This window comes from Parapedobacter sp. ISTM3, from assembly GCF_016533505.1.
In the GTDB taxonomy this organism is placed as follows: Bacteria; Bacteroidota; Bacteroidia; order Sphingobacteriales; family Sphingobacteriaceae; genus Parapedobacter; species Parapedobacter luteus.
In genome coordinates this window covers 125,885-145,110 of record NZ_JAENGN010000009.1, presented here as the reverse complement: position 1 = coordinate 145,110, position 19,226 = coordinate 125,885, and the positions used below count along the sequence as shown (strand labels likewise).

General features: G+C 49.1%; 13 protein-coding genes. 9 read left to right on the top strand and 4 right to left on the bottom strand.

What is annotated here, in order from left to right:
- Positions 1–46: 46 nt before the first annotated feature.
- Together JHJ32_RS13780 and JHJ32_RS13775 are read right to left on the bottom strand one after the other, a co-directional pair.
- Entirely contained in the window at positions 47–1,957 is a 1,911-nt protein-coding gene (locus JHJ32_RS13780) for a class II glutamine amidotransferase (protein WP_079717789.1), read from the bottom strand.
- Positions 1,958–2,150: 193 nt separating this feature from the next.
- Complete coding sequence (locus JHJ32_RS13775) at positions 2,151–3,461, bottom strand: ammonium transporter (RefSeq protein ID WP_079717788.1); 1,311 nt, start codon at positions 3,459–3,461, stop codon at positions 2,151–2,153.
- Between the two features lie 392 nt (positions 3,462–3,853).
- Between JHJ32_RS13775 and dnaE the strand changes: the two genes are divergently transcribed.
- The 5 genes from dnaE to JHJ32_RS13750 all read left to right on the top strand — a co-directional run bounded on the left by dnaE (position 3,854) and on the right by JHJ32_RS13750 (position 12,561).
- A complete protein-coding gene (gene dnaE / locus JHJ32_RS13770; RefSeq protein WP_200121325.1) occupies positions 3,854–8,287 on the top strand; it encodes a DNA polymerase III subunit alpha in 4,434 nt (1,477 codons plus the stop codon).
- A 185-nt stretch (positions 8,288–8,472) separates the two neighbouring features.
- Positions 8,473–8,790: a thioredoxin gene (gene trxA / locus JHJ32_RS13765; RefSeq protein ID WP_079717786.1), complete on the top strand. Its 318-nt coding sequence runs from the start codon at positions 8,473–8,475 to the stop codon at positions 8,788–8,790.
- A 182-nt stretch (positions 8,791–8,972) separates the two neighbouring features.
- Positions 8,973–10,049 carry a hypothetical protein gene (locus tag JHJ32_RS13760; RefSeq protein ID WP_200121324.1) on the top strand — a complete coding sequence of 359 codons (1,077 nt, stop codon included), beginning with the start codon at positions 8,973–8,975 and terminating at the stop codon, positions 10,047–10,049.
- 54 nt (positions 10,050–10,103) lie between these two features.
- Entirely contained in the window at positions 10,104–11,582 is a 1,479-nt protein-coding gene (rpoN, locus tag JHJ32_RS13755; protein WP_079717784.1) for an RNA polymerase factor sigma-54, read from the top strand.
- A gap of 115 nt (positions 11,583–11,697) precedes the next feature.
- Positions 11,698–12,561, top strand: coding sequence for a YncE family protein (locus JHJ32_RS13750; protein ID WP_200121323.1), 864 nt, complete (start codon positions 11,698–11,700; stop codon positions 12,559–12,561).
- 7 nt (positions 12,562–12,568) lie between these two features.
- On the opposite strand, the gene JHJ32_RS13745 is transcribed toward JHJ32_RS13750, so the two are convergent.
- Positions 12,569–13,819, bottom strand: a complete 1,251-nt coding sequence (locus JHJ32_RS13745; protein WP_200121322.1) for a carboxypeptidase-like regulatory domain-containing protein — start codon at positions 13,817–13,819, stop codon at positions 12,569–12,571.
- A 124-nt stretch (positions 13,820–13,943) separates the two neighbouring features.
- Between JHJ32_RS13745 and JHJ32_RS13740 the strand changes: the two genes are divergently transcribed.
- The 4 genes from JHJ32_RS13740 to lpxB all read left to right on the top strand — a co-directional run bounded on the left by JHJ32_RS13740 (position 13,944) and on the right by lpxB (position 18,444).
- The gene (locus JHJ32_RS13740) at positions 13,944–14,816 is read left to right on the top strand and encodes a carbon-nitrogen hydrolase (protein ID WP_200121321.1); all 873 of its coding nucleotides are present in this window, start codon (positions 13,944–13,946) and stop codon (positions 14,814–14,816) included.
- A gap of 53 nt (positions 14,817–14,869) precedes the next feature.
- Complete coding sequence (locus JHJ32_RS13735; RefSeq protein WP_079717782.1) at positions 14,870–15,970, top strand: agmatine/peptidylarginine deiminase; 1,101 nt, start codon at positions 14,870–14,872, stop codon at positions 15,968–15,970.
- Positions 15,971–16,064: 94 nt separating this feature from the next.
- Positions 16,065–17,273: a porin gene (locus JHJ32_RS13730; RefSeq protein ID WP_200121320.1), complete on the top strand. Its 1,209-nt coding sequence runs from the start codon at positions 16,065–16,067 to the stop codon at positions 17,271–17,273.
- A gap of 55 nt (positions 17,274–17,328) precedes the next feature.
- Positions 17,329–18,444: a lipid-A-disaccharide synthase gene (lpxB, locus tag JHJ32_RS13725; protein WP_200121319.1), complete on the top strand. Its 1,116-nt coding sequence runs from the start codon at positions 17,329–17,331 to the stop codon at positions 18,442–18,444.
- A gap of 42 nt (positions 18,445–18,486) precedes the next feature.
- On the opposite strand, the gene JHJ32_RS13720 is transcribed toward lpxB, so the two are convergent.
- Positions 18,487–19,218, bottom strand: a complete 732-nt coding sequence (locus JHJ32_RS13720; protein ID WP_233632656.1) for a ThuA domain-containing protein — start codon at positions 19,216–19,218, stop codon at positions 18,487–18,489.
- Between the last annotated feature and the right edge of the window lie 8 nt (positions 19,219–19,226).

Below are 19,226 nucleotides of genomic sequence, written 5' to 3'. Positions count from 1 at the left end.
AAACGTTAAGCAATCGGCGCCTTCCTACCTCATGATCCTGCCGCTGTCATGCGCTGAAATACGCCCGAACGTTTTTCCCTTCTACCCAATTCATGTATGCCCTGTTGACCACGCGGTTTCCACCCGGTGTAGGATAGTCGCCAGAAAAATACCAGTCGCCCTTGTGGTCTGGACAAGCGATATGCAAGTTCTCCAGCTTCTGGTAAATTACCTCCACTTCGGCATTTATGTGGGTACCTCGGATGATTCCGGCTATTTCCTTGGAAATTTCTTCGTCGGTAAACGGCGCATATATGGCCTTCACATAGTTCTCCACTTCTTCCTTAGGTAACTCCAGCGAAGCGAGGCACTTGCGATACACCTCCTCCACCACATTCCCCATCCCTCTTTTATATAACAGCGAAACTGCTGCTTCAAAAGCCACAAATTCACCCAAGCGGGACATGTCAATGCCATAACAATCGGGATAGCGAATCTGCGGCGCCGAGGAAACGATGATAATTTTCTTGGGGTTAAGGCGATCCAGGATCGTTAAGATACTCTGCTTCAACGTAGTTCCCCTCACAATGGAATCATCTACCGCTACAATGGTATCTTGATGATCTTTAACAATGCCGTAGGTCGTGTCATACACGTGCTGCACCATATCCTGCCGATCGGCATCCTGGGTAATAAATGTGCGGAGTTTGGCGTCTTTAATATTCAGTTTTTCAAACCTTGGAGCGATGCTCAGCATTTCGTTCAATTCATGGTCCGAAATTTTGTCGGCTCGATTGAGCAGTGTATCTTTTTGAAGCTTCCGTACGTAAGCATTGATACCTTCCTCAAGCCCATAAAAGGCGACCTCCGCGGTGTTGGGAATATAAGAAAAAACGGTATTCTTGATATCGTAGTTGATGGCATCCAGAATTTGCGGACAAAGGAGCCTTCCTAAGTACTTGCGCTCCTGATAGATGGCGGCATCGCTTCCCCGTGAAAAATAAATACGTTCAAACGAGCAGGATTTCTTTTCCGCGGGTTCCCGGAACATTTCCTCGGTAATCGTACCGTCTTTCTTGACAATCAACGCATAACCGGGTTTTATTTCCGTAATCTCTTCAAACTTTACGTTGAAGGCGGTTTGAATAGCGGGCCGTTCGGATGCTACGACGACTACTTCGTCATTCACGTAATAGTATGCAGGCCGGATACCTACCGGATCACGCATCACAAATGCATCGCCATGACCGACTATCCCGCCGATGGTATAACCGCCGTCCCAGTTCTTGGCCGATTTGCGCAGTATCCGGGCAACGTCCAAGTGCTCAGCGATTAATCCACTGATTTCAACGTTGCTGTACCCTTGCCGCTTAAATTTGTCAAATTGTTCCTGATTTTCGGAATCAAGGAAATGGCCGATTTTTTCCAGCACGGTCACCGTATCCGCTTTTTCCTTGGGATGCTGGCCCAACTCATACAGTTGTTCGAGCAGTTCATCCACATTGGTCATGTTGAAATTTCCCGCGATGACCAAGTTACGGGTCATCCAGTTATTTTGGCGCAGGAAAGGGTGGCAATTTTCAATGCTGTTTTTGCCGTGTGTACCGTATCGGAGATGCCCCATCAGAACCTCTCCTGTGAAACTCACATTATCTTTGAGCCACTGGGCATTGGCAAACCTATCTGGATAAGCTCGTTGCACGGTAGCAAACTTCTTCTGCACATACTCAAAAATATCTGCAACAGCGTTTGGTGCCATGGAACGGTAACGGCTGATGTAACGGTTGCCGGGCTTTACGTCAAGCTTGATGGTGGCAATACCGGCGCCGTCCTGTCCACGGTTGTGCTGTTTTTCCATTAATAAATACAGCTTGTTTATGCCGTATAAAGCCGTACCATATTTTTCCTGATAATAAGAGAGGGGTTTTAACAGGCGAATCAGTGCGATACCGCACTCATGTTTAATAGCGTCACTCATGTCGTGTGTTGAGTGCGCAAAGATACACAATTTTTAAATCATTATGTTACAACTTGTTTTTTTTAAGCTGTGGTGACATTTGAAAACCCGCAGTGGCGTTCGCCAATCCATGACGCCAGGCTGGCGCTGCATCGAGATAATAAAACCGCCTACCTGTATTGGTTAGGCGGTTTTTGAACAACAAAAAATCAAACTATAATTTTTCACCGTGCTGGCTGATATCCAACCCCACCTCTTCTTCTTCGGGTGAAACCCGCAATTTTGTAATCACATCGGTAAGTTTAAGAATGACAAAGGCCATGACTAAGGTAAACAGCACAGCACCTATCAATCCGATGACATGCGCAGTGAACAAACCCGTTTCGCCGAAGAACAATCCATCCGTGCTCACCGCCTCATTGATGGTATGGGTAGCGAACACGCCGGTCAAAATCATGCCGACCATCCCGCCTACCCCATGGCTTGGAAAAACATCCAAGGTGTCGTCAACGCGCGAACGCGTACGCCATTCCACCACAAGCCTACTGATAATAGCCGCGACTATCCCGATAATCAGGGAATGCGGCACGGTAACGAAACCGGCGGCGGGGGTAATAGCCACCAAACCGACCACTACGCCGATGCAGACACCCATCGCCGTCGGCTTCTTCCCGCGGGCGGCATCAAAAAATATCCAGGCCAACGCGGCTGCGCCGGATGCCGTGCTGGTTGTTGCCAGGGCCGTCGCGGCCAGCTCGCCTGCACCGAACGCCGATCCTGCATTGAAACCGAACCAACCAAACCATAGAAAACCGGTACCCAGAATCACATACGAAATCCGAGCCGGATCATGCCCGCCGTTTCCATATCCCCGCTTAAGATAAAGCGCAGATGCCAATGCCGTAACGCCGGCTGACATGTGGACCACCGTCCCGCCAGCGAAGTCAAGCACCCCCATACCCGCCAATAATCCATCAGGATGCCAGGTGGCATGGGCTAACGGTGCATAAATAAAGATAAAAAACAAGCAAAGAAACAACACGTAAGACGTGAAACGGATGCGTTCTGCAAATGCCCCGGTAATCAATGCCGGCGTAATGATGGCAAACTTAAGCTGATACATGGCAAACAAGGCAAACGGTATGGTTGGCGCGCCAGGCCAGTTCTCGCCGCCAATGACACCGCTGAACATAAAATAGGTCGCGGGATTGCCGACAATGCCGCCTATAGATTCGCCGAATACCAAGCTGAAACCAAACACTACCCATATAACAGCCACAACAGCCATACAGATAAAGCTCTGCAACATCGTAGAGATGACATTCTTTTTCTTGACCATGCCGCCATAGAAAAATGCTAACCCCGGCGTCATAATCAACACCAAAGCCGTCGAAGTCAACATCCAGGCAATGTCTGCGTTGTCGTACTCATGCTCGCCGTCAACAGGCAACCCGGGAAAAAATAGCGCCAAAACCGCTATTATAACCAGCAAAACAAAAGGAATTGTAGATTTTTTCGAATACATTTTGATTATCGATAATAATTTCGCTACTAAAGTAGTAATTTATATAACAAAATTACAAGTATTTCATATTTTTCTTGACAAAAATTCAAAATACACAATAATTTTATCGATATTACAAGTTATTTATTGAATAATTCAGCACCATAAAGCGAAATACCTTAGCTAAACCACTAACTCATGGACCACCATTGGGCACAGACCGGTTAAATCATGCAGGCAAGCGCCCCCGCAGGCTATCAAGCTAAGTAAAGTAACATGTGGAAAAAATAAATCAATTAATTCCAGCGTCTTGGTCGGGCAGTGAAGCACTGGGCCGTTTTTCTGTTCGCTTTCCTCTTTTAATTCCGTAAGTTTGTTTGGGCATTTTCTCCACCTTATTTTTTTGGCAAGCGATGTATCTGATTTTTGACACCGAAACTACTGGCCTCCCAAAACGCTGGGATGCACCGATTACTGATACAGACAACTGGCCTCGCTGTATACAAATCGCATGGCAATTGCACGATGACAAAGGAGTGCTTATTGAACATCAGGACTACTTGATTAAGCCTGATGGCTTCAATATTCCCTTTGATGCGGAGCGCATACACGGCATTTCGACAGAGCTGGCCGACGAGCAGGGCGTCCCCATGATGGACGTGCTTGGAAAATTCAATGCTGCACTGGCTAAAGCAAAATTTATCGTAGGACAGAACATCGGGTTTGACATCAACATCATGGGGTGTGAGTACTATCGGTACGGGGTGGAAACGCCTTTGGCGCAGCTGCCGGTGCTTGACACCTGTACGGAGATAACGGCTGAGTTGCTCCAGCTTCCTGGTGGGCGAGGCGGCAAATACAAACTGCCCAACCTCACCGAGCTTCACCAATACCTTTTCGGCATCCCCTTCGCAGAGGCGCACAACGCTACCGCCGACGTCGAGGCGACCACGCGCTGCTTCCTCGAACTCATCAAGCGTGAAGTTTTCACCGCTGCGGAACTGCAGGTAGACACGGGATATTTCGTCACTTTTCGCGAATGCAACCCCCAACCGATTCAACCCATTGGATTGACGCATGTCAACCTCAAAGCAGCGTCAGATGAAATCCGCAAGCGCCTGCAACGCCAGCAACAGGCATCCATACCTACGCAGGATCTCGAAGCCAACCGGCGCGACATGGCGAAAGTGGATTTTGTACACCTGCACAACCACACGCAGTTCTCCGTCCTGCAATCAACAATATCCGTAGGTGACCTCGTGAAAGCAGCAGCCACCCACCGGATGCCCGCGGTGGCCATTACCGACCATGGCAACATGATGGGCGCGTTTCACTTTGTAAGCAATGTACTGAATCACAATAAAGGGGCCGAAGCCAAAAACAAGGCCGCAATCGAAAAGGGCGAAACTCCCACAGAGGTCGTCATTAAACCCATCGTAGGCTGTGAATTTTACATCTGCGATGACCATACCGACAAATCGCGCAAAGACAATGGCTACCAGGTAGTTTTCCTGGCCAAAAACAAAAACGGCTACCACAACCTGGCTAAGATGTCGTCCATTGCGTACACAAAAGGATTCTATTACGTACCCCGTATTGATCGCTCCATCATCGAGCAGTATAAGGAAGACGTCATCGTCCTCTCAGGAAATCTTTATGGCGAAATCCCCAATAAGCTTCTCAATATGGGCGAAAACCAAGCTGAAGAAGCACTATTGTGGTGGAAAGGCACCTTCGGCGACGACTTTTACATCGAATTGATGCGGCACGGGCAGGAAGACGAAGACCGCGTCAACCAAAGCCTGATTGCATTGGCTAATAAACATGACGTGAAAGTCGTCGCGACCAACAACACCTATTATATTAATAAAGCTGACGCTCATGCGCATGACATTCTGCTCTGCGTGAAGGATGGCGAGAAATTGGCTACGCCCAAAGGACGCGGACGTGGATTCCGCTTTGGCTTGCCCAACGATGAGTATTATTTCAAATCAGGCGAAGAAATGAAAAAGGTCTTTGCCGACTTACCGGACGCCATCCTCAACATCCAGGAAATAGTCGACAAGATCGAACCTTATTCGCTCTACCGGGATGTGCTCCTGCCCAAATTTGAAATTCCAGAAGAATTTCAGGTGGAGGAAGACAAACAGGACGGCGGCAAGCGGGGCGAAAACAAGTATCTGCGGCATCTCACTTATAAAGGCGCCGAACGCCGCTACCCCGAAATCACGCCCGCAATACGCGAACGGCTGGATTTTGAACTGGCCACCATCGAACGTACCGGATATCCGGGTTATTTCCTCATCGTACAGGATTTTATTGCCGCCGCTCGCAATATGGGCGTATCGGTAGGCCCTGGCCGGGGCTCCGCAGCGGGATCAGCCGTAGCGTATTGCCTTGGCATCACCAATATTGATCCCATAGCGTACGACCTGCTTTTCGAACGGTTCCTCAACCCTGATCGGATATCCATGCCCGATATTGATATCGACTTCGATGATGAAGGCCGAGGTCGTGTCATGGAATATGTCATTAATAAATATGGGGCCAACCAGGTAGCCCAGATTATCACCTACGGCACCATGGCGGCCAAATCGTCCATCCGCGATACGGCGCGGGTTTTGGACCTTCCTTTGTTCGAAGCGGATAAAATCGCCAAACTCATTCCCAACCTGAAACTGAACAAGATATTCAACATGGATGCGCAAGCGCTCAAAAGTGCCCTACGTTCGGAAGAGCTCGAAAATGTGCAGCAGCTGGTATCCATGGCGCAGGGCACAGGTTTGGAAGCGGAGACCATCAAACAGGCGCAGGTACTTGAAGGCTCACTTCGCAATACCGGTATCCATGCGTGCGGTGTCATCATTACGCCCGATGATATCACCAACTTCGTACCGGTGGCCACAGCGAAAGACTCCGATCTGTATGTGACTCAGTTTGACAACTCGGTCGTCGAAAGTGCAGGGCTGCTCAAAATGGACTTCCTGGGGCTCAAAACGCTCACGCTCATCAAGGATACCGTCGCCATCGTAAAACACCGCCACGGCATTGAGCTTAATCCGGATGAATTTCCGATAGACGATATCAAGACATACGAACTCTTCCAGCGCGGCGAAACTATCGGCATCTTCCAGTACGAGTCGCCCGGCATGCAGAAGTACATGAAGGAACTCAAACCTACAGTCTTTGGCGATCTCATTGCCATGAATGCCCTATACCGCCCGGGCCCCATGGAGTACATCCCCAGCTTTATCCGACGTAAGCATGGCCACGAGCCTATTACATATGATCTCGATGCCTGCGAAGAATATCTGAAGGAAACCTATGGCATCACAGTCTATCAGGAACAGGTGATGCTGCTCTCCCAGAAGCTGGCGGGCTTCACCAAGGGCGAGGCTGACGTGCTCCGGAAAGCCATGGGTAAAAAGCAACGTGACGTACTCGACAAGATGAAGCCCAAATTCGTTGACCAGGCAGCGGCCAACGGACATAACGCCAAGGTATTGGAGAAAATCTGGAAAGACTGGGAAGCCTTCGCCAGCTATGCCTTCAACAAATCGCACTCAACCTGTTATGCCTGGGTTGCCTACCAGACGGCTTACTTGAAGGCACATTATCCGGCGGAGTATATGGCGGCGGTGCTTTCCAACAACATGAACGACATCAAGCAGGTGACATTCTTCATGGAGGAATGCAAGCGTATGGGCCTTCAGGTGTTAGGCCCGGACGTAAACGAATCTTATTACAAATTCACCGTAAACGATAGAGGAGCTATCCGCTTTGGTATGGGTGCGGTAAAAGGGGTGGGTGCAGGTGCCGTGGATACCATTGTGCAAAGCCGCAAAGACACCCCTTATAGATCCATTTTTGACCTGGCACGACGCATTGACCTGCGGGCAGCCAACAAGAAAGCCTTTGAAAGCCTCGCCTATGCCGGTGGTTTTGACTGCTTTGCAGGTACACACCGTGCCCAATATTTTCATTCGGACGGCGACGGCGGCGGCACGGCACTGGAAAAAGCACTGAAATATGGAGCGAAGTACAAGGAAACCGAGAACTCTGCGCAAGTAAGCCTCTTTGGCGGCAGCAGCAACATCGAGATTCCCGAGCCGACTCTCCCCTTCTGCACAGAATGGGGACTTATCGAAAAGCTGAAATATGAAAAAGATGTCATCGGTATTTACCTGACCAGCCATCCGCTTGACAATTACCGCTTTGAAATCAGCCATTTTTGCCAGCACCCCGTACGATTGCTTACACTGATCGATCGGATGAAAGCAACGGAAGTAGATGAAGAAACCCGTGCAGAATTTAACAAAATCAAAAACAGGGAACTGACCATCGGCGGCATGGTTACCGTGGCCAGCCACCGCATTACCAAGAATGGCAAACCTTTCGGCGTGATGGTACTTGAAGATTATGCCGATTCCTATGAGATTGCGCTGTTCGGTGAAGACTATGTCAAAATGAAAGGTTACCTTCATGAGGGATACTTCATCCAAATACGCGGCATCATCCAAGAACGCTTCCGCCAACCCGGGAATTGGGGGTTTGAGGTCAAGGGGATGCAATTGCTGTCGGATCTGCGTGATAAGTTGGCCAAATGCATCACCATCCAAGTACCGTTGCATGAGCTGAATGACAATTTCGTCAGCCGCATCCAGCACCTGGTGCATACCAATATGGAACAGCACGAAAACAAGACCTGCCAACTGAAATTTGCCGTGCGCGACTTTGAATCGGAAATAAGCATTGAAATGCCCTCTAAAGGACTGAAAATCAGCCCAAGCAACGACTTCATTGAGGCCCTCACCGAAATGAACGGTGTCAATTACAAGTTAAATTAATGTCAGATTGTCGGGGTTTATGCACTGGCAATGAATTTGATAGTTATCTTTGCATGGAAAGCAGTAGGCGTGAAGCGATAGGCAGTAGGCTTAGCGCTTACGGCCAAAACAAGTAAAAATTAACGTATAAATAAGCCGGCAGCTGAAAGCCGAAGGCCGATGCTCAGGCATAACTAACTAACATCATGGCATTAGAAATCACAGACAGCAACTTCGATGAAGTGGTACTGCAATCAGACAAACCCGTATTGGTTGACTTTTGGGCAGAATGGTGCGGACCCTGCCGAATGGTTGGCCCCATCGTGGAAGAACTGGCAAAGGAATATGACGGTAAAGCCGTGGTCGGCAAGGTGAATGTAGACCATAATCCCGACATTTCGGTGAAATATGGTATCCGTAACATCCCGGCCCTGCTGTTCTTCAAAAATGGCCAAATTGTGGATAAACAGATTGGGGCAGTGCCCAAATCCATTTTGGCTGACAAATTGGTAAAACAGTTGTAAAAGACAACATATGAAACAGGAAGGGCGCTTAGGTAAGCGCCCTTCCTGTTTCATGGCTTTTCCCAAATGCGGATTATGCCAGCCCCGCCGTATTCGACACCGTCCCGCAGCTTGCTTTAATCGGCCCAACAAAACGTAGTATTGATTGTTGTCGATTACTGATAAGGTTCAACTAATCATTTATGCATCTAAAGGCAACCACGACGATACGCGATAGCTGGACATGGCCCATTCGGAACTTTTTTATCAAGCTCGCGAATTGGGAGTATTGGCCAGCCCCTGTCTTCTACCTTCCTATCGGATGGTATTGGATATGGATCAGCATAAGGGCCCGTACACCGTTCTTCTTCAGTGCCGCAAACCCTCGTATCCCGTACTCCGGATTTACACTCGCCCCCAAAGACGAAATCTATCGGCTCTTACCGGCTCATTGTTATCCGAAGACCCTTTTAATCGCAGCAGGCACAGACGTCCATACGTTGGAGCAGTCTCTAAACGACAATGGGCTCCATTTTCCGCTAATAGCAAAACCCAATATAGGTGATCGGGGCGTACAGGTAAAAATACTGGAATCTTCTACTGACTTACACCACTATGCGGCAGCGAGCAAGGTCAATTTCCTTATCCAGGAATTTATCGACTATGACCACGAGATCGGCATCTTTTATTACCGGGTCCCGGGCGAAAAACGCGGACGCATCTCGGGTATCGTAAGCAAAGAATACCTAACTGTAACCGGCGACGGCACATCCAGCATTGAGGCCCTGCTCACCGCGAAAAACCGCTACATCATTCAATTACCGAGACTTAAAGCGACCTACGGGAAGAAACTCGATACCGTATTGCAGCGCGGCGCGAAATATACGCTCCCTTACGGCAGCCACTGCCGGGGTGCCCTGTTCCGAGACGTAAGCGATAAAATCAATGACAAGCTTTTGAATGTCATCGATGACATCTGCCAACGCATACCGAAATTTCATTATGGACGCATGGACGTTAAATTTAAAGGATGGGACGAGCTGAACCAAGGGAAAAACTTTTCGCTCATCGAGCTGAATGGGGCTGCAAGCGAACCGGCGCATATTTACGATCCGAAACACTCGGTATTTTTTGCCTGGAAAGAAGTCTGCAGACACTGGCAACTACTTTATAAAATCAGTAAAGCAAACTCAAAAAAGGAAGGTGCAGCGCTCATGCGCTTCAACGACGGTATAAAAATGCTGAACGATCATTTCAAGATCCGACGGTTGATGAAGTAACTCCTTTTATTTAATAACCCATATTTTTGCGTATGTTTGTGAAGTGAATTAGTTATGCTGAAACAGACCTTACAACAAAAGCTATTACAAAAATTATCCCCTCAGCAAATCCAGTTTATCAAACTGCTGCAGGTGCCGACGGTGTCGTTGGATGCTCGTATCAAGGAAGAACTGGAAGAAAACCCGGCTTTGGAAGACATCAGCCTGGCTAATATGAATGATCCGGTAGAGGAATATCCGGACAAAGATCCCGACGAGGATAGCTTTGGTGATGACGATCAGTCTGCAGAACTTGACGAATTCAATGTAGACGACTATTTGCAAACGGACGATATCAACGATTACGACTACGGTTCTGGTCAACACAACGGCGATGATGAAGAAGACCGCAAGGAAATCCCCATTGCTATACAAAATTCATTCTTTGAAAATCTGCAGCAACAGCTCGATTTGCTGGCCTTATCCGATAAGGATTTCCTTATCGGACAGCAAATCATCGGCAGCTTAGACGATGATGGATACCTCCGACGCCCTATCTCATCACTCATTGATGATCTGGCGTTTTCGCAAAACGTAATCGCCGAAGAGCAAGAGGTGGAAGAAATGCTAAAGGTCATCCAGGAATTTGACCCAGCAGGTATCGGCGCCCGCAACCTCCAGGAGTGTCTCCTCATACAACTGCGCAAGAAGGATCAGGAAAATCCGGTAATCAAAAAAGCAATGGCTATCGTAGAGAATTACTTGGACGAATTTACCAAAAAACACTACGACAAGTTGGAGCGTGCGCTCAACATCAGCTCAGAGGAATTGAAGGAAATCGTCAATGAAATTCTCAAACTTAACCCCAAGCCTGGTGATTCAGGTGCCGTCGCCGGTAAGCAACTGCACATTATCCCGGATTTCCATATCACCAACAACGACGGTGTACTCCATTTGACCCTCAATGCGCGCAATGCACCCGAACTCCGCGTGAGCCGCTCCTACCAGGAAATGTTTGACCATTATGACAAAGCGGCACAAAAGGATAAAAAGATGAAGGAGGCCGTGCAGTTTGTCAAACAAAAGCTCGATTCAGCAAAATGGTTTATCGATGCCATCAAGCAGCGACAGCAAACACTGCTCAAAACCATGAATGCCATTATGAATTATCAGTACGAGTATTTCCTTACGGCTGATGAGCGGAAGTTGAAACCCATGATCCTCAAGGATATCGCCGACCGTATTGACATGGATATTTCGACCGTTTCGCGGGTGGCCAATTCCAAGTATGTACAAACCGAATTCGGCACCTTCCTGCTGAAATCGTTCTTTTCGGAAGCCATACAGACGGATACGGGAGAAGAGGTATCCAATAAAGAAGTCAAGAAAATTCTGGAAGAATGCATCTCCAATGAGAATAAACGCAAGCCGCTGGCCGACGAAAAATTAACGGAGATTCTGAAAGAGAAAGGATACACCATCGCCCGCCGGACGGTGGCCAAATACCGGGAAGCGATGGGAATACCGGTAGCCCGGCTTCGGAAACAGCTTTAGGCGTGAACAGCTGCGAGTGCCCCCGTGGCGGGCGATAGGCAGGTGCCCATGAGGGATAGATAGGCAGGTGCCCATGAGGGATAGATAGGCATTATTAATTAAATTCCTAAATATAATGAAACATTCAATTCTTCTTGCCGCCGCGACATCGGCTTTACTGGGATGCACCGGCGCCCAAAACAGCGACTCAACGGAAGCGCCAGCTGCCCCGGAACTGACACTTTCTTGGAAAACCGACACCGTGTTTACGGGCTCGGAATCCGCCTTGTACGACCCGTCTGCTGATATTATCTACGTTTCAAACGGCAACACCAATGCCGGAGAGAAAGACAATGATGGGTTTATTTCCGTGCTCAATACCGACGGTACCATCCGCGACATTAAATGGGTGGAAGGCGACTTGCACGCCCCCAAAGGCATGGCGTTGCTTGATGGCAAACTCTACGTCACAGACATTGATGCGGTAAAAATCATCGACGTGTCCTCGGCAACCATTGAAAAGACCGTTGCGGTAGACAGTGCTGTTTTCCTGAACGACCTCGCCACCGATGGCGAGCGGCTTTATTTTTCAGATAGCCGTACAGGCAAAATTTATAGCATGACGGCCGACGGGAGCTATACGACCATCTCAACCACGAATAAAAATGTAAATGGACTGGAATACCACGACGGCCACTTGTATGCCCTCGATGGCGAAGGGTTGAAAAAATTCAGTGATGATGGCAACTATACCCAGGAAGTAATTAATACGGAAGTAACGGGTGGAGATGGGTTGATCATTCTTAACGATAGCACGTTTGTCGCCAGCAGGTGGCATGGAGAGATCTTTTTCATCCGTGGAAGCGAAACCTCCGTGATTCTAGACACACAAGCTGAAAAATCCAACACGGCTGACATCGGCTTCGTGCGGGGGAAAGATCTCGTCATCGTTCCCACCTTTCTAAAAAATGAGGTGGCAGCGTATCAATTGCGATATTGATAGTTTACTAATCAACTGTGGGTGGATTGTAATCGAGCGGCAGCAGATCGGCTATTTTATCGCACCAAGCCCAATACCATCCGGTATAAAGGCTCTGCGGCGGAAAATAGCTGCCATTGCGCTCAATCCAAATGTAAGGGTTGTCATAGAGCAGCAGCATAGATGTTTGAGGGCCCGGCTTACGCACTTCATTGAAATGGCGCAGATAGCCGGGCTCTTCCTTAAGCCGCGTGTTCTGCACATGCAGGTAATCTTCAAAGACCATTTTTTTCCGGCCGTCCAAACTGTCCACAAGTAAGCTGTCTACGGTTAACAACTGCGGAAAAACAGTAACCAATTCGTCATCCTGCGCCATGATTTCACGGAAATAGGCCAGCGAGTCTTCGGTATACACCACGGGGTCAGCCAATACCGAGATATGCATCCGGCGTGTCGAATCCCAGACCGATTTATAGATGGTCCGCTGCAACGTTCTTACTCTCCGCTTTTCTTCATTCGGTTTGCGCTGCATGCGACGCACCTCGAATCCATCCTCACTTAGGGTACCTTGGTATAAGCTACGCATAAAATGCATCAAAGATGTCTGATAAGTTGCCTTCCGCCGCTTCGCGTAAACCCGCCGGCTACGCGCCCCTCCGGCCATTTCTATAAAATGGGGATACCCTGCATATTGGTTAATACGGTTGCGAAAATCTACGCGGAAATTTTCAAGCACATATTCGACGGTGTATCCCAACGAACGGTTTTTAATAACCAGCGGCGCCGTGGCTATCGCTTCGAGATACCCTTCATCCCGGTAGTGCCGAAAGCGCAACACCTCCGGATTCAGGAGCAGCGTCTTATCGGCATTGGGTGAAGTGCCAATAAACACTTCAAGGAAGAGCCGCCCCCATTGCTTCCACCCATTCGCTTCAAAAGCTACTACTTCCACTTCCTCTAGCATCGTCTGCTTCGCTTCCAGCTTGATATGCAGGAATGCCGGCTGCCGTCCGGAAAGATCGATTGGCATCGCATAGGTATGATAGCCCACTGCCGAAACGATTATCTCGTACGTGCCCGTTGCAATCGCCGGCAATTCAAAGTCTCCGTTGTTTGCCGAACTGGTGCCATACGTCGTATTGTTGATAAATACGCTTGCACCTGCGATCGGTTCGTCATTTTCAGCGCGCACCACCTTACCCACAAGCCGCTGTTGTGCATAGACGGGCGCAAGCCAACCGATGGCCGCTGCCAGCAATACCATTATAGGTGTTCTCACAGCGCTAATTTACGAAATTTTCGTAAAACCTATTTGTCAGTTTATAAGTGTTTTTATCCGCCTCGGCAACAGGGGTTATTGGCATAGTTTTCGTATTTTTGCAGTTCAATAATACGACATCATCATGACTAATGTAAAGATAGGGACCGTGCAGATGAGCTGTGTGGCAGATAAGGCCGCCAATCTTGCCAAAGCGGTGGATCAAATCCGTGTAGCCGCGTCTAAGGGCGCGCAAATTATCTGTTTGCAGGAGCTGTTTACATCGCTTTACTTCTGCGATGTGGAAGATTACGACAACTTCGAACTGGCCGAGCCCATTCCAGGGCCGTCAACCGAAGCTTTGCAAGCCGTCGCTGCGGAATTAGGTGTGGTCATAATTGCTTCCTTGTTCGAAAAACGCACAGAAGGCTTATATCACAACACCACGGCGGTAATCGATGCCGACGGTGCGTATTTGGGAAAATACCGGAAAATGCATATCCCTGACGATCCGGGGTACTATGAAAAATTTTATTTCACACCGGGCGATTTGGGCTATAAGGTCTTCAAGACAAAATATGCAACCATCGGCGTATTGATCTGCTGGGACCAGTGGTACCCCGAGGCCGCGCGCATCACAGCTTTGATGGGCGCCGAAATCCTCTTCTTTCCTACCGCCATCGGCTGGGCCGCCGACCAAGACGAGGAGACCAACCAAGATCAATATAATGCCTGGCAAACCATCCAACGGAGCCACTCGGTGGCCAATGGATTGCCGGTGGTCAGCGTCAACCGTGTAGGGTTTGAACAGGATGGCGCAATGAAATTCTGGGGAGGTAGTTTTATTACCAACGCACAGGGCCGATTGCTTTACCTCGCCTCGCATGATGCCGAGGAAACTGAAGTTACTGAGGTCGACCTGACGCAGTCCGATTATTTCCGTAAACATTGGCCTTTCCTGCGCGACAGGCGGATAGATAGTTACCAGCCCATTACTAAACGGTTTATTGATGAATAGCAGTGGGGAGCTGCCAAAAAGAACCATGGAAGGAAGTAAAAACACGTTGATCAATGACAACTAAATCGCAATACACCGCTTCAGGGTCGGGACTTCCAACTCCAGACTCCCAAACGCCAAAAGCATCCGGCTATCAATTCCCCGCGGAATGGCACCCGCACCGGGCCACTTGGTTGAGCTGGCCCCATAAAGAAGCAAGCTGGCCCGGCAAACTGGACGCTGTTTTTGCGCCTTATTCGCAATTCATCAGGGAAATATCCGCTGGTGAACACGTATGCATCAATGTTAAAGATGCGGCCATGGAGGCATTCGCAAGCGAACACCTGATCAATGCGAACGTGGATCTCTCTGCCGTCACTTTTTATCACCATCCGACGGATGACGCCTGGTGCCGCGACCACGGGCCTGCATTCCTAATTAACCCGGAAGCTGCCGTCCCAAAGGTCATCGTGGACTGGGGGTACAATGCATGGGGGAATAAATATCCGCCGTATGAGCAGGACGATGTTATTCCGACGCTTGTAGGCGAGGCGCTCGGCATTCCGGTCTACCATCCCGGTATTGTCATGGAAGGCGGGTCGGTGGATTTTAACGGCGCAGGGACCATCTTGACCAGTATGGCTTGTTTACTGAATAAAAACCGTAACCCACAGTTGAATCAGCAGCAAATTGAGGCCTATCTATATGCCTATTATGGAGCATCACAGGTACTTTGGCTCGGCGACGGTATCGTGGGCGATGATACCGATGGCCACATTGACGACATTACCCGTTTTGTCAATGCCGACACCGTCGTAACCGTGATCGAGGAAAATCGATCAGATGAAAACTACTCCATCTTGCAGGACAACCTTCAGTTGCTCAAAAAAATGCGCCTACCGGATGGCAAGCCGCTCAAAATCATCGAATTGCCCATGCCGAAACCCGTTATTTACGATGGCCAGCGGCTACCGGCCTCTTATGCCAACTTTTATATTGCCAATGCCGCAGTGATAGTGCCCACTTATCGGGACGATTCTAACGATCAAAAAGCCTTGGATATCCTCTCAGCATGCTTCCCTGAACGCCGTGTAGTAGGCATCGACAGTACAGATATTATTTGGGGCCTTGGCAGTTGGCATTGCCTCAGCCAGCAGGAGCCGGACGTTGTGTAATGTAGAGGGAAGTTAATGATTACTTAACATTAAACAAACAATACGATAACGTTACCGTTAGATATTCGTAACCGAAATTTAACCCACACATTACATGAACTATCGGCTCCTTACTCTTTTCATCCTCGCGTTGAGTATCGGATTTTGCAGCTCATCCTTTGCCCAGCGCCAGCGTGACGAACGCCCGACCATCGAAGACTTCAAAGGCATTCAATATACCGGCGATGACTCGACCTTCTACATCAACTTCAGGTTCAGGATGCAAAACCGGTTGAAATATACGACCATCGGGGGGGATGATTTAGGAGCCGAAGACTTTGAAGCCCGCATCAGACGGCTTAGGCTGCGCATGGATGGCTACATCTATAATCCCAGGCTGTCTTACAGCATTCAGCTTGGATTTACACGCGGCGATCAAGATTACGACGACACGGATGTGGTAAATATTGTGCGGGATGCGGTTGTTTTCTACAGCTTCACGGATAACTTTTATGTCGCTTTTGGGCAAAACAAGCTTCCGGGAAACCGCCAACGGGTAAACTCCTCCGGAGAACTGCAATTTGCCGAACGGTCGCTCGTCAACGCAACGTTCAACATCGACCGCGATTTCGGCATCAAAGCGTATTACTCGCCTAAAATCGGAGCAGTCCCCATTCATCTTAAAGGAGCCATTAGCACCGGTGAAGGCCGCGTTTCCACCACCACGGACAACGGCCTTGCGTACACCGGCCGGGCGGAGTTCCTCCCACTGGGCGAATTCACGAATGAGGGCGATTATTATGAAGGCGACCTTGAATACGAGGAAACGCCCAAACTTTCCTTCGGCGGCGGGTACAGCTATAACGACCGGACAACGCGTACCGGAGGCCAGACGGGCACATATGTCATGACGCCCCTGACGCTCAAAACTACGTTTTATGATGCCATCTTCAAATACCGCGGATGGGCCTACCAGGTCGAATACATGAAACGAGGCGTCGACAATCCATTTACTACCGACGAGGACGGGGAAGTTACCTATGCCTTTAAGGGACAGGGCGTAAACCAGCAGCTGTCTTATCTCCTAGACAGAAAACTGGGCTACGAAATTGCCGGCCGCTACACGTGGATCAAACCCCATCGGGATATCCGCGCCTACGAGGCGCAGACCGAGGTTATCGAATTGGGCCTGACTAAATATTTCCGTGCACACCGCCTAAAGCTGCAATTCAATGCAAGCTATAACGTCGAAGACGGCACTTATCGGACAAGCCATGATGGGAATAACTGGGCGGCAACTTTTCAGATCGAACTAGGGATTTAAGACGGGGTATCAGAATCCGGCGTTAAACGTTATTGGAAAACCTTATTTTTACGTCATGAAATACTATATCATTGCAGGCGAAACATCGGGCGATCTACATGGCGCTAACCTAATTCTGGCACTAAAAAAACAGGATACGGAAGCACAATTCCGCGTGGTCGGCGGTGACCGCATGCAAGGAGCCTCCGGCGAAAAAGCCGTTATTCACACCTCTGAAATGGCTTTTATGGGATTTGTGGAAGTGTTGGCTAATATCCGCGCCATCTCCGCCAACCTACGTCGTGTGAAAGCAGACCTCTTGGCTTATCAGCCAAACTGCCTTATCTTGATCGACTTTCCCGGCTTTAACCTTAAAATCGCGACTTTCGCCAAAAAAAACGGGATCAAGGTATGCTATTATATTTCGCCCAAAGTCTGGGCTTGGAACCAACGGAGGGTATTGAAAATCAAACGCGTGGTGGATAAGCTATTTTGTATCCTCCCCTTTGAAGTTGATTTCTATCGAAAGTGGCACATGGATGTCGATTATGTTGGCAATCCGTTGTTGGATGCCATTGCCGATTACTCCTATAACGAACGCTTCCGCGATGCACATGGCCTTACAGGCAGACCCATTATCGCACTGCTTCCAGGTAGCCGGCACATGGAGATCAGCAAGCTGCTTCCCATTATGAGCCAATTATCTTTCCGCTTTCCCGCTCATCACTGCGTGGTAGCCGGAGCACCCAATTTCACCCCCGAATATTACCGGCAGCATATGGGGGAAGCCAACCTTCCCATAGTTTTTGATGCAACATATGACTTACTCAAACATGCCGAAGTAGCTGTCGTGGCCAGTGGTACGGCTACCTTGGAAACGGCATTGTTTGACGTACCCCAAGTGGTCGTATACAAAGCCCACCCCTTATCTGTCGCCATCGGCCGGTGGCTTATCCAAGTTAAACACATCAGCTTGGTCAACCTCATTTTGGACAAACCAGCTGTCCGCGAGCTCATCCAAAAGGAGTGTACCGTAGAAAACATTTCCGAAGAGCTTAACCGCCTATTGAACAACAAAAAGCATCGGGCACAAGTACTGGAAGATTATGCCGCCCTCCACAAGGAAATGGGAGGACCGGGGGCTTCCGAACGCACGGCCCAGCAGATTATCGCCTTTCTCCGAACGGGATAGACATCTCCGAGCTGGATAGGCATCCTTGGCGCGTTCAGTCCATCAATTACCCATCGCGTAGTGTAACGCACCAACGATGTGCTGTTGGAACGCCGGCTCGTCAAAAGACTCCTTGGTGTGGCCCAGCGCGGTGTAAAAGGCTCGCCCACCGTCGTATTCATGATACCAAGACATGGGATGATAGTCACCCATTTTGCCCCCTTGGTATGAGGTTTCATCAAGCCGCATTAAAAGCGTCACCTCATCGTTGAGGTCTTTGAAATCATACCACTCATCCTTTCGATTCCACACGTCGGGCAGGTGCTTGGTGGCGGGATGGGATTTATCCACAACATGGATATCAGCGTGCTGCACCTGCGGGTGGCTTAAAAAATACCCCCCGACAAGTTTCCCGTACCAAGGCCATTCATACTCCGTATCGCTGGCAGCGTGGATACCCACAAAACCATTTCCCGCCTGGATGTAGCGCATGAATGCCGCTTTCTGCTGGTCATCCAGTATCGTACCCGTGGTGCTCAGGAAAACAACGGCCCTGTATTGCTTCAGGTTCTCATCGGTAAATAACGATGCATCTTCGGTATGATCTACGGTAAAGCCGTGCGTTGCTCCCAGTTGTTTGATCGTTTCTGCGCCTTTTTCTATATTATCATGCCGAAATCCCGTTGTCTTTGAAAACACCAATACGCGAGGCTGCGCATCACTACACATCACATTGGCCATGGTCAACAGCATTAAAACTGACAACCGTAGCATTTTTTTAGAACGTTGAATCATGTCAAATT